The sequence below is a fragment of the Bartonella sp. CL71SXKL genome, assembly GCF_042194935.1.
In the GTDB taxonomy this organism is placed as follows: domain Bacteria; phylum Pseudomonadota; class Alphaproteobacteria; order Rhizobiales; family Rhizobiaceae; genus Bartonella.
Window position 1 is genome coordinate 26482 of sequence record NZ_JBHINI010000011.1, and the last position, 24108, is coordinate 50589.

20 protein-coding genes, 1 other RNA gene and 1 pseudogene are annotated in these 24108 nt (G+C 38.5%); all 22 read left to right on the forward strand.

Annotated elements, in window-relative coordinates; all coding sequences use genetic code 11:
* The first annotated feature begins 756 nt into the window (after positions 1-756).
* The 22 genes and pseudogenes from ffs (at position 757) to ACFILA_RS06885 (ending at position 24084) form a co-directional block, all read left to right on the forward strand.
* An RNA gene (gene ffs / locus ACFILA_RS06780) (signal recognition particle sRNA small type) lies at positions 757-854 on the forward strand.
* Between the two features lie 223 nt (positions 855-1077).
* Positions 1078-3018, forward strand: a complete 1941-nt coding sequence (locus ACFILA_RS06785) for a DNA polymerase III subunit gamma/tau (RefSeq protein ID WP_375643397.1) — start codon at positions 1078-1080, stop codon at positions 3016-3018.
* A gap of 14 nt (positions 3019-3032) precedes the next feature.
* Complete coding sequence (locus ACFILA_RS06790) at positions 3033-3356, forward strand: YbaB/EbfC family nucleoid-associated protein (protein WP_273790576.1); 324 nt, start codon at positions 3033-3035, stop codon at positions 3354-3356.
* Positions 3357-3386: 30 nt separating this feature from the next.
* Positions 3387-3992 carry a recombination mediator RecR gene (gene recR, locus ACFILA_RS06795; protein ID WP_273790577.1) on the forward strand — a complete coding sequence of 202 codons (606 nt, stop codon included), beginning with the start codon at positions 3387-3389 and terminating at the stop codon, positions 3990-3992.
* A gap of 49 nt (positions 3993-4041) precedes the next feature.
* Positions 4042-5070 (forward strand): YeiH family protein, encoded by a 1029-nt coding sequence (locus ACFILA_RS06800; protein WP_273790578.1) that lies wholly within the window; start codon positions 4042-4044, stop codon positions 5068-5070.
* A 713-nt stretch (positions 5071-5783) separates the two neighbouring features.
* The gene (gene tsaB, locus ACFILA_RS06805) at positions 5784-6470 is read left to right on the forward strand and encodes a tRNA (adenosine(37)-N6)-threonylcarbamoyltransferase complex dimerization subunit type 1 TsaB (RefSeq protein WP_375660874.1); all 687 of its coding nucleotides are present in this window, start codon (positions 5784-5786) and stop codon (positions 6468-6470) included.
* Positions 6470-6961 (forward strand): ribosomal protein S18-alanine N-acetyltransferase, encoded by a 492-nt coding sequence (gene rimI, locus ACFILA_RS06810; protein ID WP_273790580.1) that lies wholly within the window; start codon positions 6470-6472, stop codon positions 6959-6961. The genes tsaB and rimI overlap by 1 nt, the downstream gene beginning before the upstream one ends.
* A gap of 31 nt (positions 6962-6992) precedes the next feature.
* On the forward strand, positions 6993-8369 hold the full coding sequence (gene miaB, locus ACFILA_RS06815) for a tRNA (N6-isopentenyl adenosine(37)-C2)-methylthiotransferase MiaB (RefSeq protein WP_375631070.1): 1377 nt from the start codon (positions 6993-6995) through the stop codon (positions 8367-8369).
* A 159-nt stretch (positions 8370-8528) separates the two neighbouring features.
* Entirely contained in the window at positions 8529-9653 is a 1125-nt protein-coding gene (locus tag ACFILA_RS06820; RefSeq protein ID WP_375660880.1) for a PhoH family protein, read from the forward strand.
* Complete coding sequence (ybeY, locus tag ACFILA_RS06825; RefSeq protein ID WP_375631071.1) at positions 9650-10117, forward strand: rRNA maturation RNase YbeY; 468 nt, start codon at positions 9650-9652, stop codon at positions 10115-10117. Before ACFILA_RS06820 ends, ybeY begins: the two co-directional genes overlap by 4 nt.
* A 108-nt stretch (positions 10118-10225) precedes the next feature.
* The gene (locus tag ACFILA_RS06830) at positions 10226-11251 is read left to right on the forward strand and encodes a hemolysin family protein (RefSeq protein ID WP_273790583.1); all 1026 of its coding nucleotides are present in this window, start codon (positions 10226-10228) and stop codon (positions 11249-11251) included.
* Entirely contained in the window at positions 11214-12848 is a 1635-nt protein-coding gene (gene lnt, locus ACFILA_RS06835) for an apolipoprotein N-acyltransferase (RefSeq protein ID WP_273790584.1), read from the forward strand. Before ACFILA_RS06830 ends, lnt begins: the two co-directional genes overlap by 38 nt.
* Before the next feature lie 148 nt (positions 12849-12996).
* Complete coding sequence (locus ACFILA_RS06840) at positions 12997-13410, forward strand: helix-turn-helix domain-containing protein (protein WP_273790585.1); 414 nt, start codon at positions 12997-12999, stop codon at positions 13408-13410.
* Between the two features lie 130 nt (positions 13411-13540).
* Entirely contained in the window at positions 13541-14809 is a 1269-nt protein-coding gene (metK, locus tag ACFILA_RS06845) for a methionine adenosyltransferase (RefSeq protein ID WP_273790586.1), read from the forward strand.
* Positions 14806-15507, forward strand: coding sequence for a tRNA (guanine(46)-N(7))-methyltransferase TrmB (locus tag ACFILA_RS06850; protein WP_375631073.1), 702 nt, complete (start codon positions 14806-14808; stop codon positions 15505-15507). The genes metK and ACFILA_RS06850 overlap by 4 nt, the downstream gene beginning before the upstream one ends.
* Positions 15508-15634: 127 nt before the next feature.
* A complete protein-coding gene (gene rimP / locus ACFILA_RS06855) occupies positions 15635-16285 on the forward strand; it encodes a ribosome maturation factor RimP (protein WP_273790647.1) in 651 nt (216 codons plus the stop codon).
* 47 nt (positions 16286-16332) lie between these two features.
* Positions 16333-17964: a transcription termination factor NusA gene (nusA, locus tag ACFILA_RS06860; protein ID WP_375631074.1), complete on the forward strand. Its 1632-nt coding sequence runs from the start codon at positions 16333-16335 to the stop codon at positions 17962-17964.
* Positions 17965-18600 (forward strand): RNA-binding protein, encoded by a 636-nt coding sequence (locus tag ACFILA_RS06865; protein ID WP_273790589.1) that lies wholly within the window; start codon positions 17965-17967, stop codon positions 18598-18600. It abuts the gene before it with no gap.
* The gene (infB, locus tag ACFILA_RS06870) at positions 18597-21116 is read left to right on the forward strand and encodes a translation initiation factor IF-2 (protein WP_273790590.1); all 2520 of its coding nucleotides are present in this window, start codon (positions 18597-18599) and stop codon (positions 21114-21116) included. The genes ACFILA_RS06865 and infB overlap by 4 nt, the downstream gene beginning before the upstream one ends.
* 123 nt (positions 21117-21239) lie before the next feature.
* Entirely contained in the window at positions 21240-21647 is a 408-nt protein-coding gene (gene rbfA, locus ACFILA_RS06875; RefSeq protein WP_273790591.1) for a 30S ribosome-binding factor RbfA, read from the forward strand.
* A gap of 4 nt (positions 21648-21651) precedes the next feature.
* Positions 21652-22614 (forward strand): tRNA pseudouridine(55) synthase TruB, encoded by a 963-nt coding sequence (gene truB / locus ACFILA_RS06880; protein WP_375660875.1) that lies wholly within the window; start codon positions 21652-21654, stop codon positions 22612-22614.
* A gap of 302 nt (positions 22615-22916) precedes the next feature.
* Positions 22917-24084 (forward strand): annotated as a pseudogene (locus ACFILA_RS06885) (tyrosine-type recombinase/integrase).
* The last annotated feature ends 24 nt before the right edge of the window (positions 24085-24108 follow it).

Genomic DNA, 24108 nt, shown 5'->3' on the forward strand with positions numbered 1-24108 from the left:
AAATCTCATATTGAATCCATTAAAATCGTTTCCTCGAAAGTTACAAATGGGATTGGTGTGTGAGTAAAAACGATTAAAAAAAGGAATAAAAATGCTTCTTATAAAGCCTCTCAAGTACAAGGGATCGCAACATTGGGAGTTGTTAAATAGCATGAGGGCTAAAATTTATACTTTGTATTAAGCATAAAGAGGGTAGTGCAACAATAGATTTATAACTCAAGGGAAGCATGTATACTATTTATGAGTGGCGTTTGAAATATAGTTAAGAGTATTGAGCAATAGCTCTTTAAAAAGCCTATGAATGTACAACATTAAGTTGTTCTGTTTGGGATGTTCTGTTTTGTGTGAGATGAGAAACACCATTAAAGCAATATTTTATAATTCTTTAAATAGCACTCTTCCCCCCTGACTTTCGAATGTTAGCCAATTACATGATCTATCTGCTTTATTTGCTTCTTTGACTGTTGTAAATTTTTGATGATTCAATTTCGTAGTTTTAGAACAGATGTATCTATCCTAAAACTCTTACATGTTTCAGCGAATGAGAATAATTATACATTCAGACTATCTTAAGCGAAAAAATATTTTCATACCAAATAAATATGAAGAGCTACTGCTATAAAAACTGGTAAATCCACAATCTCTTTGTTGTTTATATGTCAATAAATTAAACGCAAAGGAAAATTCTTCGTCGTTCTTAGGATATTTTTCGTTTCTGATCTTGATTTTTCATTCCAAATCGACAATATGAGCTTGGGAGGTTGGTGGTGGACGAACTACTCGCCAACTGGGTCAGGTCTGGAAAGAAGCAGCCCCAACGAGTTCTGGTACGGGTCATCGTTCCAACCTCCTATTTTGCTGAAGAAATTATTGTTTATGCTGTCTTTTAGCGAGGTATTTTTAATCTTCAGAGCAGCATTTGTATGCAGCAAATAAAGGGGTTTTGTTATTTTTAAACAAATTGTCCCATAAATAATTTTATTAAGAAAAAATCCTTTTATATGAGACTACAGTATTGATCTATGCTTTTGTATTATCAAAATGTACGCATAAAGAACTTCGAAGTTGGAAATACTCATGGAAAATTTACCGGTAGAAACAGCCTATCGTGTTCTTGCTCGTAAATATCGACCAAAAAACTTCTCTGACCTCATTGGTCAGGAAGCTATGGTGCGTACTCTCACCAACGCCTTTGAAAAAGGTCGTATTGCACAAGCGTGGATGTTAACAGGGATTCGTGGCGTAGGTAAAACCACAACAGCACGTATTTTGGCACGTGCGCTTAATTATAAAACAAAAGATATTGATCAACCAACAACCGTATTGGACTCTCTTGGAGAACATTGCACACAAATTATCGAAGGACGCCATATTGATGTTATAGAAATGGATGCCGCTTCTCATACGGGCATTGATGATATTCGTGAAATTATTGAACAAATACGCTATCGTCCTGTTTCTGCACGCTATAAGGTTTATATTATAGATGAAGTACATATGCTCTCAACACAAGCCTTTAATGGTTTATTGAAAACTCTTGAAGAACCACCGTCCCATGTGAAATTTATTTTTGCCACAACAGAAATTCGCAAAGTTCCTATTACAATTCTTTCGCGTTGCCAACGTTTTGATTTGCGACGTATTGAATCAAAAGCTTTGAGTGCACATTTGCGTCAAATTGCGAAATATGAAAAGGTGGAAGTAGAAGATCAAGCACTCTCTATGATTGCCCGTGCTGCAGAAGGATCAGCACGTGATGCATTATCCATTTTTGATCAAGCAATCGCCCATAGCAATGGCAATGTTAATGCTATTGCGGTGCGTACAATGTTAGGATTAGCGGATCAAGCACGTATCATTGATCTTTTTGAATTTATTATGAAGGGCGATGTTGTCAATGCGTTACATGAATTACGCAGTCAATATGAAGCAGGTGCTGATCCTCTTACTATATTGACAGAACTAGCCGATTTTAATCATCTGGTCACACGTTTACGTTTTACACCAGAAATAGTGGAAGATTTCTCTCTAACTGAAGAACAACGTTTAAGAAGTTTAGACTTTTCAAAAAAACTTTCCGTTCCTATTTTATCCCGAAACTGGCAAATGTTACTCAAAGGTTTACAGGAAGTTAATCAAACTGCACGTCCTCTTCAAGCCGCTGAAATGCTTTTAATTCGTCTTGCTCACACGGCTGACTTACCAACTCTTGATGAGGCTTTAAAAAAGCTTACGCAAGAAAAAACGCCTCTCACACTGGTTAAAAACTCTTCTCATCAAGAATCTACAAATGCAAATAATATAACAAAAGAAACAATGGTCGGAGCCCATGCTTCCTCGAGCGTTTCAAATACATTACCCGATCAATCAGATTTAAAAAGCTCTTTGAAAAACCAATTAGATCATTCCTTACAACCGGAAAATTTAGTTAAAAATCAAAACCATGACAAAATCAACGCCCAAGAAGTAACAGAAATTCTAGAAACTTCTCCATCTACTGATCTTTCTGAAAAGATTGTAAATTTATCGCATTCTGTCACGCAAACAACAGAAAAGATTACTGAACCTAAAACTCTCGTGATTAATTCTTTGCACGATATTGTTCAATTAGCCGAACAGCATAATGACACTCCTTTCAAACTCCTTATTAAAGAATTTGTTCATCCTGTTTCTTTTGAAGCTGGGCATATTACCTTAAGACTTTCTGAAAATACCCCACAATTTCTTGCTCATGATATAGAAAAAAAGATATCTCAATGGACAGAAAAACGCTGGACAATAACTTTTGTTAATGAAGGAGGTGGCCCAACCTTACAGGAGGAAAGTATAGCGATTCAAAAGACTCTTTTTTCTAATGCAGAAACAGATCCTGATATTGCGAAAATCCTCAATCATTTCCCAGAAGCAAAAATTGTCGATATTCGACTCAATAAAGAAGAAAATGATCTTGATTTACTCTCCAATACCTTTAAAAATGCTGATATTTTTAAAAATAAAAATGATATCAATGATGAATAAGGATACCTATTCCTATGCGTGAAATGATGAGCATGATGAAAAAAGCCAAAGAAATGCAAGAAAAAATGCAGAAGATTCAGGAGGAAATAGCTAATCTGCAAGCTGTGGGCACTGCAGGGGGTGGTCTCGTCAATATCACTTTAAATGGCAAAAATATTATAACAGCAATTCAAATTGATCCTTCATTACTCAAACCTGAAGAAGCTGAAATTCTTGAAGATCTCATTATGGCAGCTTATAATGAAGCAAGAACAAAAATCGAAATCGCAATAGAAGAAAGAACCAAAAGTATAACGGCAGGGCTACCACTCCCATCAGGTTTCAAGCTTCCATTTTAATGAAACGGATTTTTTCCGTGGGACAAAAATATGTCTAAATACATTGCAGGACCTGAGATTGAACGTCTCATTCAGATTTTATCACGGTTACCAGGTCTTGGTCCACGTTCAGCGCGTCGTGCTGCACTGCATCTTATCAAAAAAAAGGAGACTTTGCTGGAGCCTTTAGGAGCGGCTATACAAGCAGCTATCGAAAAAGTCGGCATTTGTTCTGTTTGTGGAAATGTCGATACCATTGATCCTTGTTCAATTTGTACAGATTTGCGCCGCGATGATACAACAATCATCGTTGTTGAGGATATTGCTGATCTGTGGGCCCTTGAGCGCGCAAAAACTTTAGCCGCACGTTATCATGTGTTGGGTGGACGACTCTCCCCCTTAGATGGAATAGGTCCTGACGAACTCAACATTGCCACCTTAATACAGCGTGTTGTACAAAACCCTATTACGGAGATTATTCTTGCTGTCAATGCGACTGTCGAAGGTCAAACAACTGCTCACTATATCACTGATCAGCTTTCTAATTTTCCAGTTAAAATTACGCGACTTGCTCATGGTGTTCCTGTAGGAGGTGAGCTTGATTATCTTGATGATGGAACTTTAGCAGCAGCTGTACAAGCAAGAACAAATCTTTAAAACTTTTTCTTCTTAACCTTTAGCTCTTTAATGACGGGGGAATATTAAAATGATAAAGAAAAATCTCTCACTTTTAAACGACTTTGGTCCTGGTATTTTAGTATGTTTACTCATATCAGCCTTAGCTTATGGCTTAGAAGTTGTAGAAAAACAGTTTTTCACGGAAGCGTGGCTTGAAAGCCTTGTTTTGGCAATTCTTCTAGGATCAATTATCCGTAGTTGTTTTTCTTTGCCAACATATTTTCAAAAAGGTATCACCTTTTGTGCAAAAACACTTCTCGAAATTGCTATCGTTCTTCTAGGAGCAAGCATTAGCATTAACGCAGTCCTTTCAGCTGGTTGGAATTTGCTTGCTAGTATCATATTCGTGATATTCGTAACGATTATCCTGAGCTTTGCCATCGGCCGACTTTTCGGGCTTTCTACACATTTGGCAATGCTGGTCGCTTGTGGGAATGCTATTTGTGGCAATTCAGCTATTGTCGCCGTTGCACCTGTTATAAAAGCAAAACATGACGATGTAGCCGCGTCAATTGCCTTCACTGCTCTTTTAGGAATTCTTATTATTTTATTTCTACCCTTTTTACATCCATCTCTGAATTTGTCATTTAGCCAATATGGTGTGCTTGCTGGCATGGTTGTGTATGCTGTACCACAGGTTTTAGCAGCAACAGCACCTATCTCTTTTCTAAGTGTTCAAATTGCAACAATTGTCAAATTAGTACGGGTTCTCATGTTAGGCCCTGTTATTTTTACTCTATCAATCATTTATCGCCGATCAGCAGAAACACGCTTGCGTTTACATACCCTCGTCCCATGGTTTATCATTGGCTTTATTATCATGATGCTTGTTCGCTCAAGTGGTCTTATCCCTGAAAAGGCTATCAATCCCATCAAATTTATTGCCCAGTTGTTTACTGTTATCTCAATGGCTGCACTAGGATTAGGTGTTGATATCCGATCACTAAAAAAAGCAGGATGGCGCGTCATTTTGGCTTCAACCTGCTCCATAATTATTCTCGGTATTTGTAGCCTTATTATGATACAATTGAATGATTTAAATCATATAACATTTTAAAATGTGCATTGATTATTATTTTTTCAACGTAGTATGCAATCAACCCAAAGTCCTCATTATTATTAAAATCAGTTCTTTCATAAACCAGAAAAAGTTCTAAAATATTGCTCATTATTCTATACAAAAAATTGAAAGAGCTGATATTTAAGTGAAAACTGTCAATTTTGCTTTTCAGTCCATAATGATTTGCAACGGGGTAGTATCAAAATACGTAACTCATACAAAACAATACCATTTCTTTCATCTGCTCTCATTACGCTGAGGTTTTTATACAAAGACTGATAAAATATATTCTTATTTGGAAAAAATGTGAGGTCATGACTTTTCCTCTTTTAAATTACTTTTACTTACTATGTGATACAAGTGGCATCAACGTACTATTTGATAGCTTAAAAGTTGTGACAACCCTTACATTTAAATGATTCGTGAAAGGATTTTTGATTCATACGCTAACTCCGCTTGTAATATACAAGCTAATAAATTTAATTGTTTCACCATAAGTAAATTTAAAATAAGAGAATCTTACAATACTCAAGGTACTCATTCAAAAAGTGAAACAATAAGGATTAAATTAACATCTCGTTCTATCTCATAAAAAGATATTGTTGCTTATTGGCACTAGTAACTTTCTTACAAATGAAATATACGATAATGAAAAGATTAAAAATACAGCAGGACTTTTATTTATCGTTTTATTCAACTAAAATATTTTTATGCTTATCCTTGCTATAGATACTGCTTCAATTTATTGTGCTGTTGCGCTTATTCGTCATAAATCTGTTATTGCGCGTATCAATGAACGCATGAACAAAGGACATGCCGAAAAAATTATTGGGCAGATTACACAAATAATGAAACAAGCCAATATGACGCTTGATCAAGTTGAGCGTATTGCTGTCAATATTGGACCTGGATCATTTACTGGTGTACGTGTCGGTGTTGCAACAGCACGCGCTTTGGCATTAGCACTTGAAATACCAGCTGTTGGAGTGAGTGCTCTTGAAGCGTTAGCAGCACAAGTCATAAACAGTAAAAGTACAGTATCGGCAATTACTGTTGTCATTAAAGCAGGGAGAGGAATGTTCTACCATCAAAATTTTCATAATGATCTCACACCTTTGGGAGAGCCGGGATTAAAAACAATTGAAAATATCCTCGAAGATTTGCCAAAAAAAACCCGACTGACTGGCCCAGCTGCTGATGTCGTTATGGAGCATATTAAAAACCATAAAATACACGAAAAAATTGTCCTAGAAAAAATCCCCTGCGAAGCGGCCGATATTGTAAACTATGCTTATCTTGCTGCAAACAAACAATCAAAAAATTCGCCTCGCCCACTCTATCTACGCAGCGCTGATGCAAAACAACAAACCAATTTTGCTTTGCCACAAAAAAAATAATGCCCAAATTTTCATTGACAAAAAAGATTTTTGGAATTGCTCCGCTACAAGTTAATGATAGTGCTTCTCTTCATCAAATTCATCAACATTGTTTTACCCCTTCTTGGGAAAAACAAGCTTTTGATAATTTCTTAACAGATCACTCTATCTTCGGATACAAAGTTTTTCTCATTGATCGCTCTGATCAAATTTTAGGCTTTTGCCTATGCCGTCTCATCCTTGATGAAGCAGAAATCATCACAATTGCTGTTCATCCTCATTATCGTCAACAAGGAATTGGTACCTTTCTTATCGATCGTACAGTTCACCATCTTCACGACAAGGGCGCTATAAAATTATTCTTGGAAGTAGAAGCCACAAATCTTTCTGCTTTGAACCTTTATCAACGCTTTGAATTTCAAAAAATTTCTGAACGTCTTGCCTACTACGCGTCAAAAAATGGTCGTGGTGATGCAATTATCATGCAAAAAACTTTTAAGCAAATAGATTGAGATTTGTGTAAAAAACATTTACACATGCGCTATGAATAAAGTAAATCCTAAAAATACGCCTCCTGTTGCTCCTAAAAAGGTTTTTATCAAAACCTATGGATGTCAAATGAATGTTTATGATAGCCAACGGATGACTGATAGCCTCAGTTCGCAAGGCTATGTGACAACACAAATTCCCAATGATGCCGATCTTATTCTTGTTAATACCTGTCATATTCGTGAAAAAGCAGCAGAAAAACTTTATTCTGATCTTGGTCGTTTGCGCGTTATGCGTCAAGAGCGCACACCTGATAAACCCCTGATGGTTGGTGTAACAGGTTGTGTTGCACAAGCTGAGGGAAGTGAAATCTTGCGCCGTGCTCCAACAGTGGATCTTGTTATTGGTCCGCAAATGTATCATCGCTTGCCAGAATTGTTAGAAAAAGCAAAACAAGGAAAAAAAATTATCGAAACAGACTATGCTGTTGAAGATAAATTTGCTCATTTGCCGCCCCATAATAAACATGCGGTAAGAAAACGAGGTGTTAGCGCATTTTTAACAGTACAGGAAGGTTGCGATAAATTTTGCACTTTTTGTGTTGTTCCTTACACACGCGGTGCTGAAATATCACGGTCTGTCGAGCAAATTACCGAGGAAGCCCGCCAACTCATCGAAGCGGGTGTCAAAGAAATTACGCTGCTTGGACAAAATGTCAATGGTTGGCATGGACAAAGTGCTGATGGCAAAACTTGGCGTCTTGGCGATCTTCTTTATCATCTTGCAAAACTCAATGGTTTAAAGCGTTTGCGTTACACAACCAGCCACCCACGTGATATGGATGATAGCCTTATTGCCGCGCATCGAGATCTTGATATGTTAATGCCTTACCTCCATCTTCCTGTTCAATCAGGTTCAGATCGCATCTTAAAAGCCATGAACAGACAACACAAAAGCTCTCATTATCTTCATCTTATCGAAAAAATTCGAAACGCACGGCCAGATATTGCCTTTTCAGGCGATTTTATTGTAGGGTTTCCAGGAGAAACAGATGAAGACTTTGAAGAAACCATTAAACTTATTCAACAAGTACAGTACAGTTCAGCTTATTCTTTTAAATATTCCCCCCGTCCTGGAACAGTGGGAGCCACAATGAAAAATCATGTTGATGAATCTGTAAAAGATTCCCGACTTCAACATTTACAAGCCCTTCTCCTTGAGCAACAAAATGCGTTTTTGCGTTCTAAAATTGATCAGAAAACGAACGTTCTCATCGAAAAACCTGGACGTCACTCAGGGCAAATGGTAGGGCGTTCCCCTTGGCTTTTACCTGTTGTTGTCGATACAGAAGCCTCTACAGGTAGCGTGATAGAAATTCATATTAAAAATGCAAGCTCAAACAGTTTTGTTGGTGAAGTGACAAATAGATAAACATGCCTCTAACACCTTGTTCAAAAATAAATATTTTGGAAAACTCTTTTATTTTAAAAGAAAATGATTACATCTAAAGCGTGCACTTTTTGTAAAAATTGTCTTTTATAAAGTTTACTTAACAAAATGTGCAATATTTATGTAGATATGGAGAATAGGCTGAAAGCTTCAACCGAAAAAATAAAGCGTATTAAAGAAAAAGTAAATATGTCCCTTGAAAAGGCTGATACCTTGAAACAAACAAGCGCTTCAGATCTGAGCCAAGTTGTTTTGATTTTCGAAAATAATAAATATGCAAAAGCAGTTTTTGGTAAATTTGACGAAAATCTCGCTTATATCGAAAAAAAACTCGAACTTAGTATTCATCCGCGTGGTAATGAAGTCTTAATCCGTGGAAATATTTCTGTTATAAAACGTGCGCAATATGTATTGCAGCAGCTTTATGAACGTGCCAAAACACATCAAGAGCTCACTTTATCAGATATAAAAGGAGCGATTGCTATGGCAAATATACCAAAGAAGCAGAAAGAAGACACAATAACACACAAATCTGCAACGAAACGTATACCAGCACGGTTGAGTACCCATAAAAAAATAATTCATGCAAGAACTCCAACACAAGACGCTTACATAAGCGCTATGGAGCATACTGAACTTGTGTTTGGTGTAGGACCAGCAGGAACAGGAAAAACGTATCTTGCTGTTGCTCATGCTGCAATGCTTCTAGAACGTGGTATCATTGAGCGAATTATTCTCTCACGTCCAGCTGTTGAAGCTGGAGAACATCTTGGTTTTCTTCCCGGTGATCTCAAAGAAAAAGTCGACCCATATTTACGACCACTTTATGATGCTCTTTATGATATGATGCCCGCTGAAAAAATAGAACGCATTTTAGCTTCTGGTGTCATAGAAATTGCTCCTCTCGCCTTTATGCGCGGACGAACACTTGCCCATGCTGCTGTTATTCTTGATGAGGCACAAAATACTACCCCCATGCAAATGAAGATGTTCCTCACACGTCTTGGAGAAGGAACGCGTATGATTGTTACCGGTGACGTAAGCCAAATTGATTTGCCTACAGGGCAAAAATCAGGTCTCATTGAAGCAATTCGCATTCTTTCAAATGTAGAAAATATTGCAATTGTGCATTTTGATGAAAAAGATGTTGTACGCCACCCACTTGTTGCTGCTATCGTTCGTGCTTATGATCGTGATTCCGAAATACAAAATAAAAAAAAATCATTCGCATGCGATGCATTAAAAAATGAATTTGATTCGTCATGATTATTATTGATATAATGATTAAAAGCGCAGGGTGGAATGATGAGAAAATGCTTTATAATATCACTGAAAAAGCATTAATGGCAACTATGCATCATGTTTCATTGGAAAATGTTGTAAGCGAGATTAGCCTGCTTTTTACGGATGATGAACATATGGCACAAATCAATGCACAATGGCGCAACAAAAACAAATCCACTAATGTATTATCCTTTCCTGCTTTTCCACTTAAAGCTGGAAATCAACCTGGTCCCATGCTCGGTGATATTATTATTGCCCGAGAAACTGTTGTTTTCGAAGCAGAGAACGAAGGAAAAACATTTCAAGATCATTTAACGCATATGATTGTTCATGGTATCTTACATCTGCTTGGTTATGACCATGAAACTGATGATGAAGCATATAAAATGGAAAAGCTCGAAAGAGAAATTCTTCAAAAGCTTTCCATAAAAGATCCTTACGCATAATTGTCTATCAATGATAAAATTTAACTTTTAAAATCAATATTACCAGCATACCATTTAAAGCCTCTTATTTATCTGTTATAAAAAGAAAGTCTAAAAGATTTCAAAACCATGGCAAACAAAATAAATGCACAAAATAATAGTCAAGCATCTTCTAATAATGAAAAAGACCCCTCTCAACAGACGAATCATACAGAGAAATATTCCCTGATGAATCATTTATTTTCATTCTTACGGGGTCGTAATTGTGCATCTACGTCACTGCGCGATGATCTTACCGTTGCACTCACGACTAACAATGAAAAAGATACCGCCCTCTTCTCACCTGAAGAACGTACTATGCTGCATAACATTTTACGCTTACGTGAAGCACGCGTGGATGATGTTATGATACCTCGTTCTGAAATCGAAGCATTAGAAATAAACACCTCTCTTGGAGAAACCCTTCAATGTTTTGCAAAAATTGGTCATTCTCGTATACCCGTTTATGCTGAAACTTTAGATGATCCGCGCGGCATGATCCATATCCGCGATATTCTTAACTACATCACTCGCTTTATTATCAACCCAACAAAAACCGAACAAAAATCCGATTTGCTTCAATTAAACCATACAGACTTGCATACTCCAATCGGTGAATTGGATTTGATCCGAACAGTTCTCTTTGTTCCCAGTTCTATGCTTGCGAGCAAATTATTAACACGGATGCAAACTACACGAACTCAAATGGCTTTAGTTATTGATGAACATGGAGGAACAGATGGTCTCGTTTCAATGGAAGATATTGTTGAGTTAGTCGTTGGGGATATCGAAGATGAACATGATAATGTCGACAATGCTATCGTACGTGAACCAAATAATAAATGGCTCGTTGATGCAAGAACTGAACTAGAAGATGTGGAGAAAGCTCTTGGTCCTGATTTTATCGTAGGGGAATATGGTGATGAAGTTGATACTATTGGTGGTTTGATCGTCTCCATTCTTGATCGCATTCCTGCTAAAGGTGAAATTGTCGAAGCTGTACCTGGCTATAGATTTCGTATTTTAGAAGCTGATAAACGCCGGATTAAACGATTGCGCATTTTTCGCATTCCCAAAAATGAGAATCTTGAGAACAATGCCATCCCTAAAGAATAGTCCAGCGTTTTTAAACAATTTCATCGTTTTTTTGTTCTCTGTTACAGGCTGGAAGCGCCAAGCATGGATATTTCTGTGTGGTGCTCTTACTTCTTTTGCACTTCCACCCTTTTATTTAACACCTCTTTGCTTTTTAACTTTCCCTCTCTTTATTGTTTTACTTGACTCAATACGGGCCACCAAAAACAATAAAAAACATTTTTTTACTTACGCTTTAAGCTGTGGAACATTTGGTTTTAGTTATTTTATTTGCGGCCTTTGGTGGCTATGCAATGCTTTGTTAACAGATCCAGATTCTTTTGGTTGGGCAGTCCCATTAGCCATTTTATTCCCTCCACTCTACCTTTCTCTTTATTGGTTTTTTTCTGGTTTCATTGTCGGTTTATTATGGACAAAAGGAATAGCACGCTTTTTTGTTTTAGCCTTTGCATTAGGATTATCCGAGTGGTTGCGTGCGTTTTTATTCACAGGATTTCCATGGAATTCTCTTGGCTATACAGCCATGCCAACCCCAATGTTCATGCAATCTGATGCAATCGTAGGACTTTACGGAATGAATATTCTTGCTGTATTAGCCTACAGTTTGCCAACTGTTTTATTAACGAATGAAAAAAAGAAAGTGGCACTTTCTCTTTGCTTATCACTTATATTCATTCACTGTGGTTTTGGGTTTTATCGTCTTCATACTATAGAAAACACAGCTGAAGATCAAAAAAGTGCTTATTGGGTGCGTATTGTTCAACCGTCCATCCAACAAAATATAAAATTGCGTGATAATACACGAGAAGCTATGTTGGAAGCGCATATGAAGCTAAGTGCAACACCAACAACCGATCAAAATTCAGAACCCGATTTTATCATATGGCCGGAAGCTTCCGTTCCTTACCTTCTTTATGATAACTCATCTATCACAATGCGCATTGCCTCTCTTTTAAAACCTAAACAATGGGCTATTATCGGAGCAATACGCGCCAGCAATGATCTACCTCATTCCCAAACACAATATTTTAATACAATTGCAGTCATTAATGCTCAAGGTAATATTTTAAATACCTCCGATAAACTTCATTTGGTTCCTTTTGGTGAGTATCTTCCTTATCAGAATTTATTGAAAAAAATTGGATTGCGTACCCTTGCCGATAATATTGGTGGATATAGTACTGCAAGTGTGCGCAAAATTGTTACAATGCCAAACGGATTTTCTTATCTACCCTTAATTTGTTATGAAGCAATATTTCCCCATGAAATGACTTTTCAAGGCTCCCCGCCTCAAGCAATTATTAATATTACAAATGATGCATGGTTTGGTGTAACACCTGGACCCTATCAACATCTTCAACAAGCACAGCTTCGTGCCGTTGAACTGGGAATCCCCCTCATACGGGCAGCTAATAATGGCATATCAGCTGTTATTGATTCTTATGGACGAATCGTTGTAGCTCTTCGACAAAATGCTGTGGGCATTATTGATTCACAAGTTCCATCATCCATTACCCCTATAGGAAGCAATGAATACAGAACTTTCTCTACTTTTATCTTATTCATCCTTATGCTATTGTGTCGTGTTGGTTTTGGTTCTACAAAACAGCTTAAATGATTCAAGTGCCCTTTGTACGGCATTATGTTGCGTGTACCAGTAGTATTGGGAAAAAATATTACATATTGTTTTAATTATATGATAAATCAGCTTCGCATAAATATGATGTTGGTTTAGAAGAAAAGTGCTGGAAATAAAGAGTTGCATTATGACCGAAACTAGAAAAAAACCTGACCCTATAGATATCTATGTTGGAACTCGTATCCGTTTACGTCGTAATATTTTAGGACTCACTCAAGAGAAACTAGGTGAAAAATTAGGAATTACTTTTCAGCAAATCCAAAAATATGAAAAAGGAACAAACCGTATTGGTGCCAGTCGTCTTCAAGCGATAGCAGAAATTATGGATGTTCCTGTTTCTTACTTTTTTGATAAAGGTATTACCTCCCAACAAGTAGAGGGTTTTGCCGAAAGTGATCACAATTTTATAGACTTTTGTTCTAGCAGCGAAGGGATTCAGCTCATGCGCGCTTTTACAAATATATCTGATGCTAAAGTGCGTCGAAAAATTATTGATTTGGCAAAAGCACTTTCTGAGGAAGATGTGACAAATAAGTTATAAATTAAAATTATATCTTTTCTCTTTTATTCATATAAATTTGCATTGACGATTTGCTACAGAATTAGCAAATGGTAGCGACTTTAGTAAGCAATTAATTAAATCGTTGGTTTTCTTTTTTGAAGGAGTTCCTATGCCGCATCAAGATTATCTTTTTACGAGCGAATCGGTATCGGAAGGACATCCTGATAAAATTTGTGATCGTATTTCCGATGAAATCGTTGATATGATCTATAAAGAAGCTGAAAAGACTGGTACTGATCCATGGTTAGTACGCGTTGCCTGTGAAACTCTCGTCAGTGTCAACCGTGTTGTTATCGCTGGTGAAGTACGTGTTCCCGATACGCTATTAAAAAAAGATAAAAATAAAGAATTCATCTACGATGAAACTAGCTTTCCACTCATTAATCCTACACGTTTTCGTACAGCAGCGCGCCGTGCTATTCGTACCATTGGCTATGAACAAGCAGGATTCCATTGGAAAACTGTTAAAATTGATGTTCTTTTGCGCCCCCAATCAGCTGATATAGCAAGAGGGGTTGATAATGCTACGGATCGGCATGGTGAAGAAGGAGCAGGTGATCAAGGCATCATGTTTGGATATGCTTGCCGTGAAACACCTGATCTCATGCCTGCACCAATTTATTATGCGCATAAAATTCTCAAACTTCTTGCCGCAGCCCGACATAAAGGAGAGGGAGAAACTGGAAAATTAGGACCAGATGCTAAAAGCCAAATAACCATACGCTATAAAAATGGAAAACCAATAGAGGTCACATCCATCGTTCTTTCAACGCAGCACCTTGATGAAAGCTGGGATTCCAATAAAGTACGTACAGTGGTTGAGCCTTACATTCGCCAAGCTTTACATGACATTCCCATTGCAGCTCAATGCAGTTGGTATATTAACCCAACAGGAAAATTTGTTATTGGAGGACCTCAAAGCGATGCCGGATTAACGGGACGCAAAATTATTGTGGATACTTACGGAGGTGCAGCACCCCATGGAGGCGGTGCTTTTTCAGGAAAAGATACAACAAAAGTTGATCGTTCTGCTGCCTATGCGGCACGCTATCTGGCTAAGAATATTGTTGCTGCTCATTTAGCAGAGAGATGCACCATTCAACTCTCCTATGCAATTGGTATTGCACAACCTTTATCTATTTATCTTAATCTTCATGGAACAGGAAAAGTCGATGAAAAAGTTATTGAAGCAGCCATCCGCAAAATAATGGACCTTTCACCTACCGGCATTCGAAAACATCTTGACCTCAATAAACCTATTTATGCAAAAACAGCTGCCTATGGTCACTTTGGTCGTAAACCAAAAAACGATGGTTCGTTTTCATGGGAAAAAACTGATCTCGTGAAAACGCTTCAAACAATGATCCAAATCCCATGATTAAACATAATATACGTAAGAGTGAAGCATTTTTTGGACGCCGACAAGGAAAACAACTTCGAAACAGTCAGCTTACACGTATAAAAATGCTTCTCCCCAATTTTAATATTGATTTAAATGTTCCTCCTCCTTCAAACCTTACATCCTTATTTTCAAGCAAAGTAAGAGAAATTCGACTTGAAATCGGCTTTGGTGGAGGTGAACATTTACTTCATGAAATGGAATATTTTCCAAAAACTGGTTTTATCGGCGTCGAGCCCTTTATCAATGGCATGGCAAAAATATTGTTGTCTCTTGAACAGCATCAAAACCATCAAAATCGTCTTCGCCTCTATAATGATGATGCTACACGCCTCCTTGATTGGCTCCCTGATAACTCGCTTGATGGAATAGACCTCTTCTATCCCGATCCTTGGCCGAAAAAGAAACACTGGAAACGACGTTTCATCAACATAAAAAATCTTAACCGTTTTGCTCGTGTTCTTAAAATAGGGAAATTTTTTCGCTTTGCTAGCGATATAGACAGTTATGTAAACTGGACTTTGTACCATTGTGCACAACATGATCACTTTGAATGGAAAGCAGAAAGCCCTCAAGACTGGAAACTCCCTTATCCACTATGGAGTGGAACCCGCTATGAAGCAAAAGCTTTACGCGAAGGACGAACGCCTGCCTATCTTACCTTTATCAAGAAATAAATGATCAAGCGCTTTTCTCATAAACAACTTGAAAAATTTTGAATTTAAGAGTATCAATAGTTAAATTCTTGGTCTTATGATGAAGAGTGGGCCGTTGGACCCGCTCTTTTTTAATATCATAAAACTGATGAAAACAACTTGGATAAAATGTATGAACGAAGCTGAAAAAATAAGCAATCTTGACGAACCGCGCTTGTTTGAAGAAGAGGGTATCGAAGCACAGGTTGCTGCTCTTGTCATACCACTACTTAAACCTTTAGGTTTTCGTTTGGTTCGTGTAAAACTCCTTGGTCAAAATGGTTTAACACTTCAAATTATGGTTGAACGTGCCGATGGTTCTATGACCATAGAAGATTGTGAAACTGTTAGTCGAACTGTTTCCCCACTCCTTGATGTCCAAAATGTTATTGAACGCAAATATCATTTAGAAATCTCATCACCTGGAATTGATCGTCCATTGGTAAGAAAATCTGATTTTTTTCATTGGCAAGGGCATCTTGCAAAAATTGAAACAAAAATAATAATTGATGGGCGCCGAAAATTTCGCGGGACACTTACAAATATCACGCAAGATGGATTTATTTTAAACACCGATAAAGCTGCTTATGGAGAAGCCATGTATACCCCTATTTCCTTTTGTGATATCATAAATGCACATTTAGTGCTTACCGATGAGCTTATTCGCGATGCATTGAAACAAAATAAAGATTTAAGTCAACAATTCATTGCCGAAGAGAACGCTAACGACTCTATACAGACGCTCAATTTCAAAAAATAATATCACAGGGGAATACCCATCGTGTGGCACAAAGAAGGAGAAAATTGATGGCTACAAGCGCTAACAGGCTTGAGATTCTGCAAATTGCAGATGCTGTTGCACGTGAAAAGTCAATCGACCGTGAAATTGTCATTTCTGCGATGGCTGATGCTATTCAAAAAGCAGCACGTTCTCGTTATGGTCAAGAAACCAATATCCGTGCTGAAATCAATTCTAAAACAGGTGAAATTAAATTACAGCGCCTGCTTAAAATCGTTGATGTCGTTGAAGACTATACAACGGAAATTACTTTGTCTGATGCTCTCAAACATCAAGCAGAAGCAAAAATTGGTGATTTTTTTGCTGATCTTTTACCTCCTATGGATTTTGGACGTATCGCAGCACAATCTGCTAAACAGGTTATTGTACAAAAAGTACGCGACGCAGAGCGTGATCAGCAATATGAGGAATTCAAAAATAAAGTTGGTGAAATTATTTCTGGTACAGTTAAGCGTGTGGAATATGGTAACGTCATCGTTGATCTAGGGCGCGGTGAAGCTATTGTGCGCCGTGATGAATTAATTCCTCGTGAATCATTCCGCTATGGAGATCGCATTCGTGCTTTTGTCAATGATGTACACCGTGAAACGCGTGGGCCGCAAATCTTCCTTTCACGCACACATCCCCAATTTATGGTAAAACTTTTCACTATGGAAGTGCCAGAAATTTATGATGGTATTATAGAAATCAAATCTGTAGCTCGTGATCCAGGTTCACGGGCTAAAATCGCCGTTGTTTCACGCGATGGTTCCATTGATCCTGTTGGAGCATGCGTTGGAATGCGAGGAAGTCGTGTACAAGCTGTTGTTGCTGAATTACAAGGCGAAAAAATTGATATTATTCCTTGGTCGCCTGATGCGGCAACATTTGTCGTTAATGCACTGCAACCTGCTGAAGTTTCTAAAATTATCCTTGATGAAGATGCTGAACGGATTGAAGTTATTGTGCCAGATGATCAACTTAGCCTTGCTATTGGACGACGTGGGCAAAATGTTCGCTTGGCTTCACAGCTAACAGGATGGAACATTGATATTTTAACGGAAAAGGAAGAATCTGAAAATCGTCAAAAAGAATTTACTGAACGGAGTAAATTGTTTATGGAAGCCTTAGAGGTTGACGAAATGATCGGACAGGTTATGGCATCAGAGGGTTTTTCTTCTATTGAAGAAATCGCCTATATTGATCTTGAAGAAATCGCTTCTATTGATGGTTTTGACCATGATACCGCCGCTGAAATCCAAAGTCGTGCCCGCGAATATCTTGATCATCAAGAAAAAGAACTTGATGAAAAACGCAAGAAGCTCGGAGTTTCTGACGAATTGCGAACACTTCCTGGAATGACAAGTGCTATGTTGGTTGCTGTAGGTGAGGATGGTGTAAAAACAATAGAAGACTTTGCTGGCTATGCCGTTGATGATTTAGCTGGTTGGAGAGAACGCAAAGAAGGTCAAACACAGAATTTTTCTGGTATTTTAACCCCTTTTGACATTACACGCGCAGATGCAGAAGCTATGGTTTTAGCCGCACGTGTACAAGCAGGCTGGATAGACCAAGCTGATCTTGTTACAGAAAATCCTGTAGAAGATGAAAATTCTACAGAAAATGAAAAAATAGATGATTTGGATGTGGATACACTTTAAATGAATGAACGGACTTGCATTGTGACCCGAAAAAATGCTTCAGCACAAACGCTGATCCGTTTTGTTATTGGTCCCAATAACCAAATTGTTCCTGATCTTAAAGCGAATTTACCAGGGCGTGGCGTTTGGATTTCCGCCCATCACGCTGTTATTGAGAAAGCAATAAAACAGAAAGCTTTTCATAGAAATTTTAAAACAGATGTTGAGGTTGCACCAAATCTTGTGCATGTTATTGATACGCTTTTACTAAAAGCCGCTCTTTCAAGCCTTTCCATGGCACGAAAAGCGGGAGCAATTGTTATGGGAGCAACAAAGGTTGACGCTGCTATCCGCTCTGGTAAAGTTATTCTTGTACTTCATGCTAAAGAAACAACAGAAGATGGGAAACGAAAAATTGCACAGGCCATCCATTCAATACAACAACAAACAAATCGGACTATAAAAACCATATCTTTATTTACAAGTGATGAAATGCGAGTGGCTTTTGGCTCTAATCCTGTAATGCACGCGGCCTTACTGGACACAAAGGCTGCTGAAGGATTTCTCAAAACGACATGTAAATTGATCAGCTATCGTGACGACAAGCATAGTAAGTCTAGTGAGATGACGGCACAAGCCGTGAAGGAAGTACAATGAGTGAAAATAACAACGACAAAACAACCGTCAAGAAGACACTAACTCTCAAGAGGTCTGTCTTGGAAACGAGCACGGTTAAACAAAATTTTAGTCATGGCCGTACGAAGGCTGTCGTTGTCGAAACCAAACGGCGTAAAATTACGCGACCTGATGAAAAAGCTGAAACCCTACAGCCCATTACAAAGCCGCATGTGGCCCCCCAGCGTTCTAAACCGCGTTTTGAGGGAAAAAAGCCTCAAGAATCTGTGGCCAAAAGCAATCTTTCATCAACTGAAATGGAAGCGAGACTTCGCGCGTTAGAAGAAGCACATATCCAAGAAAGAATAACGCGAGAACAAGCCGAAGAAGAAGCAAGACGCGCTAAAGAGCGTGAAGAAATTTTACAGCAAGAAAGTAAAGAAAAAGAAATACATCTCCAACAAGAAGAAGAAATATCACCAGTACAGACTCCACCTGTTCCCCCTCTCATTGAACAGACAGATATTCCTATTGCGCCTAAAAACACAACCGTGATTGAAAAACGCAAAATAGATGACAATAAAGAGGAAGAACGGCATAGTCGACGTGCTAATCCTGCTAAATCAGAAATACGTGTACCAAAAGTTGTCAAAGGAGCTGATGAGCGGCGACGCGGAAAGCTAACTCTGAATAGTGCACTGGATGAAGAAGGAAACGCACGTGGGCGCTCAATGGCTGCAATGCGGCGTAGACAGGAAAAGTTTAAGCGTGCACAAAATCAAGAACCAAGAGAAAAAATTTCTCGCGAAGTTGTTCTTCCTGAAACGATTACCATTCAAGAGCTCGCACAACGTATGACGGAGCGTTCTGTTGATGTGATTAAATTCTTGATGAAACAAGGACAAATGATGAAACCTGGCGATGTTATTGATGCAGATGTTGCCGAACTCATCGCTGTTGAATTTGGCCATACTGTTAAACGTGTTTTAGAATCTGACGTAGAAGAAGGTATCTTTAATATAAAAGATAATCCTCAAAACATGCAGCAGCGTCCCCCTGTTGTAACCATTATGGGCCATGTTGACCACGGAAAAACTTCTCTTTTGGATGCTATTCGTAAAGCAAATGTTGTTTCTGGCGAAGCAGGAGGTATTACGCAGCATATTGGTGCCTATCAAGTAGAACAAAACGGTCAAAAAATTACCTTTATTGATACACCTGGTCATGCTGCATTTACGGCTATGCGTGCACGTGGAGCTCGTGTTACTGATATTGCTGTTCTCGTTGTAGCCGCTGATGATAGTGTTATGCCCCAAACGATTGAATCAATCAATCATGCGAAAGTCGCTGGTGTACCTATCATTGTTGCTATCAACAAAATTGATAAACCAGCTGCGAATGCACAAAAAGTACGTACAGAACTTCTACAACATGAAGTGTTTGTTGAAACTATGGGCGGTGAAACTTTGGACGTTGAAGTTTCTGCTAAAACTGGTCAAAATCTTGATAAACTTCTCGAAGCTATCCTTCTTCAGGCTGAAATGCTTGATCTGAAAGCAGATCCTCAACGAACTGCAGAGGGCGTTATCATTGAAGCCAAATTGGATCGCGGACGTGGATCTGTTGCAACAGTTCTTGTTCAAAAAGGTACATTACACCCTTCTGATATTATAGTTGCCGGAAATGAATGGGGTCGTGTGCGTGCTTTGATTGACGACCATGGCCGCCATGTCAAAGAAGCCGTTCCCTCTACACCGATTGAAATTTTAGGCATGCAAGGAACACCACAAGCCGGAGACCGTTTTGCTGTTGTCACACATGAAGCAAAAGCACGTGAAATTTCTGAATATCGTCAACGATTAGCACGTGATAAAGCTGTTGCGCGGCAAACTGGTTCGCGTGGTTCTCTTGAACAGATGATGACAAAATTGCAAACGACTGGTGTTAAGGAGTTTTCTCTTATTATAAAAGGGGATGTGCAAGGATCAATTGAAGCAATTGCTTCAGCATTGGAAAAACTCGGAAATGATGAGGTTCGTGCGCGTATTGTACATTCTGGTGCTGGCGGAATTACCGAAAGTGATATTTCTCTTGCGGAAGCTTCTAACTCTGCTGTAATTGGCTTTAATGTTCGAGCCAATAAGCAGGCACGTGATTTTGCTAAAACACAAGGAATTGAAATTCGTTATTATAACATCATTTATGATCTTGTTGACGATATCAAGGCTGCCATGTCTGGATTACTCTCACCAGAACAGCGTGAAACTTTCCTTGGTAATGCTGAAATTCTAGAAGTCTTTAACATTACAAAAATTGGAAAAGTTGCAGGATGTCGTGTTACAGAAGGTAAAATAGAACGAGGAGCCGGTGTTCGCCTTATCCGCGATAATATCGTTATTCACGAAGGAAAGCTGAAAACACTCAAACGTTTTAAAGATGAAGTCAGTGAAGTGCAAAGTGGTCAAGAATGTGGAATAGCCTTTGAAAATTATGACGACATGCGCGCAGGAGACATCATTGAGACCTTCCGTATCGAACATATTAATCGTACATTATAAAATAATCCAATAACCTTATTCTGTTATAAAATGAGAAAAAGTTATTAGATTTTATACACAATATCTTTTTTTCCTTATCTAAATGGTCAAAAAAAGAGATCTTGTAGCAAGGATAAAACTTTGATGAAAAATGCAGGGCCATCACAACGGCAACTTAGAGTAGCAGAGCAAGTACGTCATGCAGTAGCGCATATATTACAGCGTGATATTTTGCTTGATGATATCTTAAAAGATATTGTTATTTCTGTCTCTGAAGTACGCATGTCACCAGATTTAAAAATTGCTACTTGCTTTGTATCACCTCTCAGCACTCTTAAAAATGCTTCTCATACCGATGTTGTTGATACCCTCAATAAACATAGTCGTTTTCTCCGTGGAGAAATCAGTCATGCGTTGCGACAAATGAAATATATGCCAGAACTGCGTTTCCGACTTGATAATAGTTTTGATAATTTTTCAAAAATTGATGCTCTCCTTCGCTCGCCTGAGGTTGCACGCGATCTTCACCATAGTGATATAGATGAGGATTAAAGATATGGCGCGGCAACACAAGAAAAAAGGGCGTCCTGTTTCTGGCTGGGTCATATTTGATAAACCAAAAGGAATGAAATCAACAGAAGCTGTCTCACAAATCAAATGGCTCTTTCATGCTCAAAAGGCAGGACATGCGGGTACACTTGATCCTCTTGCTTCTGGTCTCCTTCCTATTGCATTGGGCGAAGCAACCAAAACCGTCCCTTACGTGATGCAAGGCAAAAAAACTTACCGTTTTCATATTGCTTGGGGGCAAGAGCGCTCAACAGATGATCTAGAAGGAGAAATAACGAAAACTTCTCTCAAACGTCCAACACAAGAAGAAATACTTGCTCTTCTTCCTCAATATACAGGTGTTATTTTGCAAACACCTCCACAATTTTCAGCAATCAAAATTGCCGGAAATCGTGCCTATGATTTAGCGCGTGAAGGGGAAGTTGTTGAAATTCCGCCCCGTGAAGTGGAAATAGAAACTTTCAAGTTATTAGAAATGCCTACTAAAGAGCATTCTGTCTTTGAAATAACCTGCGGAAAAGGAACTTATGTGCGCTCTTTAGCACGCGATATGGGACGTGATCTCGGTTGCTATGGGCATATTGCTGATTTAAGACGTATTGCCGTCGCACCTTTTGATGAAGAAGATCTCATTACATGGGAGGAACTAAAAGCGGCCATTCCGCCAAATAAAAACACTACAGATGAAAATAATCGTTCTTTTGAAAAAAACTTCTCAACACTCGATGGGCTCTTAATTGACACAAGTGCCGCATTAGATTGCCTCCCTCACTATATCCTTAATGAAACTCAAGCACAGAGAATTATCAAGGGTCATTCTATCCTCTTGAATCATCACAAAGTACCTCTTAATGAAGAGGAAATTTGTGTCCTCTATAAGGAACAACTTCTTGCTATTGGCATTCTCGACAAAGGTCTATTTAAACCAAAGCGGATTTTCACAATTTAATCGATTCTTTTCCACAACCACCTTTTGCGAAAAGATATTTTTCTCTATCAATTAAGAAAAATATGGTGCTTTTCATTGTCTATATTTACCGTATTCATATCAAAATTTAAGTCAGTGCTATAAGCTAGCAACACATTGATTTATATAGATAATTCACTGTTTTACATGTTGAATTAAAGACCCGAATATAGTAAGGTTTTCTCATTCTAAACCCTCTCAGATTGAATCAATTAATATCACTTGCTTGCACGTCAAAAGCGGGGCTGGTGTGTGGGTAAAAACTGTAGAAGAAAGGAGTAAAAATGGTCCTTATGAACCGTCTTAATGCAAGGGCTGTCGCAACATTGGGGGCTGGCAAATATAATGATGGTGCCGGCTTGTTACTTCATAAGCGTAAAGATGGAGGTGCTCAATGGCTTTATCGTTATACCATTCATGGTCGACGTCGTGAAATGGGCTTGGGGGCGTTGCGAAATGTTTCTTTAAAAAAAGCCCGTGAATTGGCAAATCAATGGCGTTCTGTTTTGCATGAAGGGCATGACCCCATTAAAGAACGCGATAAACAAAAGCGTGAGGCAATGCGTAATCTTCATTATTTAAAAAACATTGCTTTAGATGCTTTTGAAAGCCGTAAAGCTGAATTAAAAAGAGATGGTAAAGCTTGTGATTGGTTTTTACCATTACGCCTTCATATTCTCCCTAAATTAAGCTGTCTGCCCGTTTCAGAGATTACACAAACAGAGATACGCAATACCCTTGCTCCTATCTGGCATACAAAAGCTGCAACAGCAGAGAAAGCACTAAATCGTCTTAATCTTTGTCTCAAACATGCGGCTGCATTAGGGTTAGATGTTGATTTACAAGCAACAGAAAAAGCACGCGCGCTCTTAGGTAAACAACGTCATAAAACCACTAATAGACCTGCAATGGATTGGAAAGATGTCCCCGCCTTTTATCAGTTACTCTGTAAAACACAAAACATAACACAACTGGCTTTGCGCTTGCTTATCCTGACAGGCGTTCGTACCAACCCTTTGCGTCATATTCGTGAAGATCAGATTGAAGATGATATATGGACTATTCCTGCTGAGAATATGAAAGGTTTGCGTGACGCTACAACAGAATTTCGCGTACCTCTATCATCTGAAGCGCTAAAAGTGATTAAACAAGCCCGTTGTATTTCCAAAAGTAATTTCATTCTGTCTTTTTCCGGTCGTGCTCCCCTTGCTGAGAATTGTATGGCAAAATATATGAGACATAATAAACTTGAAGCCTGCCCGCATGGTTTTCGTTCTAGTTTACGCAATTGGCTCGCTGAAACAACCGATGCCCCCTATGAAGGTCGCTGAAACCATTCTAAGTCATACGGTAGGTGGTAAAGTAGAGCGTGCCTATCGTCGCACTGACTATCTAGAGCAGCGCCGCGTTTATATGGATAAATGGGCGGCATATGTCACGGGTCAATCTTAAGATATGGGGTGCATAACCCCATGA

Bases quoted from the DNA above. Each gene is read 5' to 3' on its own strand.
- infB (WP_273790590.1), top strand. From the start codon at position 18,597: ATGAGTGAAAATAACAACGACAAAACAACCGTCAAGAAGACACTAACT.
- nusA (WP_375631074.1), top strand. From the start codon at position 16,333: ATGGCTACAAGCGCTAACAGGCTTGAGATTCTGCAAATTGCAGATGCT.
- ybeY (WP_375631071.1), top strand. From the start codon at position 9,650: ATGATTATTATTGATATAATGATTAAAAGCGCAGGGTGGAATGATGAG.
- tsaB (WP_375660874.1), top strand. From the start codon at position 5,784: ATGCTTATCCTTGCTATAGATACTGCTTCAATTTATTGTGCTGTTGCG.
- rimP (WP_273790647.1), top strand. From the start codon at position 15,635: ATGAAAACAACTTGGATAAAATGTATGAACGAAGCTGAAAAAATAAGC.
- lnt (WP_273790584.1), top strand. From the start codon at position 11,214: ATGAGAATCTTGAGAACAATGCCATCCCTAAAGAATAGTCCAGCGTTT.
- miaB (WP_375631070.1), top strand. From the start codon at position 6,993: ATGAATAAAGTAAATCCTAAAAATACGCCTCCTGTTGCTCCTAAAAAG.
- rimI (WP_273790580.1), top strand. From the start codon at position 6,470: ATGCCCAAATTTTCATTGACAAAAAAGATTTTTGGAATTGCTCCGCTA.
- truB (WP_375660875.1), top strand. From the start codon at position 21,652: ATGGCGCGGCAACACAAGAAAAAAGGGCGTCCTGTTTCTGGCTGGGTC.
- ACFILA_RS06865 (WP_273790589.1), top strand. From the start codon at position 17,965: ATGAATGAACGGACTTGCATTGTGACCCGAAAAAATGCTTCAGCACAA.
- ACFILA_RS06850 (WP_375631073.1), top strand. From the start codon at position 14,806: ATGATTAAACATAATATACGTAAGAGTGAAGCATTTTTTGGACGCCGA.
- ACFILA_RS06785 (WP_375643397.1), top strand. From the start codon at position 1,078: ATGGAAAATTTACCGGTAGAAACAGCCTATCGTGTTCTTGCTCGTAAA.
- rbfA (WP_273790591.1), top strand. From the start codon at position 21,240: ATGAAAAATGCAGGGCCATCACAACGGCAACTTAGAGTAGCAGAGCAA.
- metK (WP_273790586.1), top strand. From the start codon at position 13,541: ATGCCGCATCAAGATTATCTTTTTACGAGCGAATCGGTATCGGAAGGA.
- ACFILA_RS06800 (WP_273790578.1), top strand. From the start codon at position 4,042: ATGATAAAGAAAAATCTCTCACTTTTAAACGACTTTGGTCCTGGTATT.
- ACFILA_RS06790 (WP_273790576.1), top strand. From the start codon at position 3,033: ATGCGTGAAATGATGAGCATGATGAAAAAAGCCAAAGAAATGCAAGAA.
- ACFILA_RS06840 (WP_273790585.1), top strand. From the start codon at position 12,997: ATGACCGAAACTAGAAAAAAACCTGACCCTATAGATATCTATGTTGGA.
- ACFILA_RS06830 (WP_273790583.1), top strand. From the start codon at position 10,226: ATGGCAAACAAAATAAATGCACAAAATAATAGTCAAGCATCTTCTAAT.
- recR (WP_273790577.1), top strand. From the start codon at position 3,387: ATGTCTAAATACATTGCAGGACCTGAGATTGAACGTCTCATTCAGATT.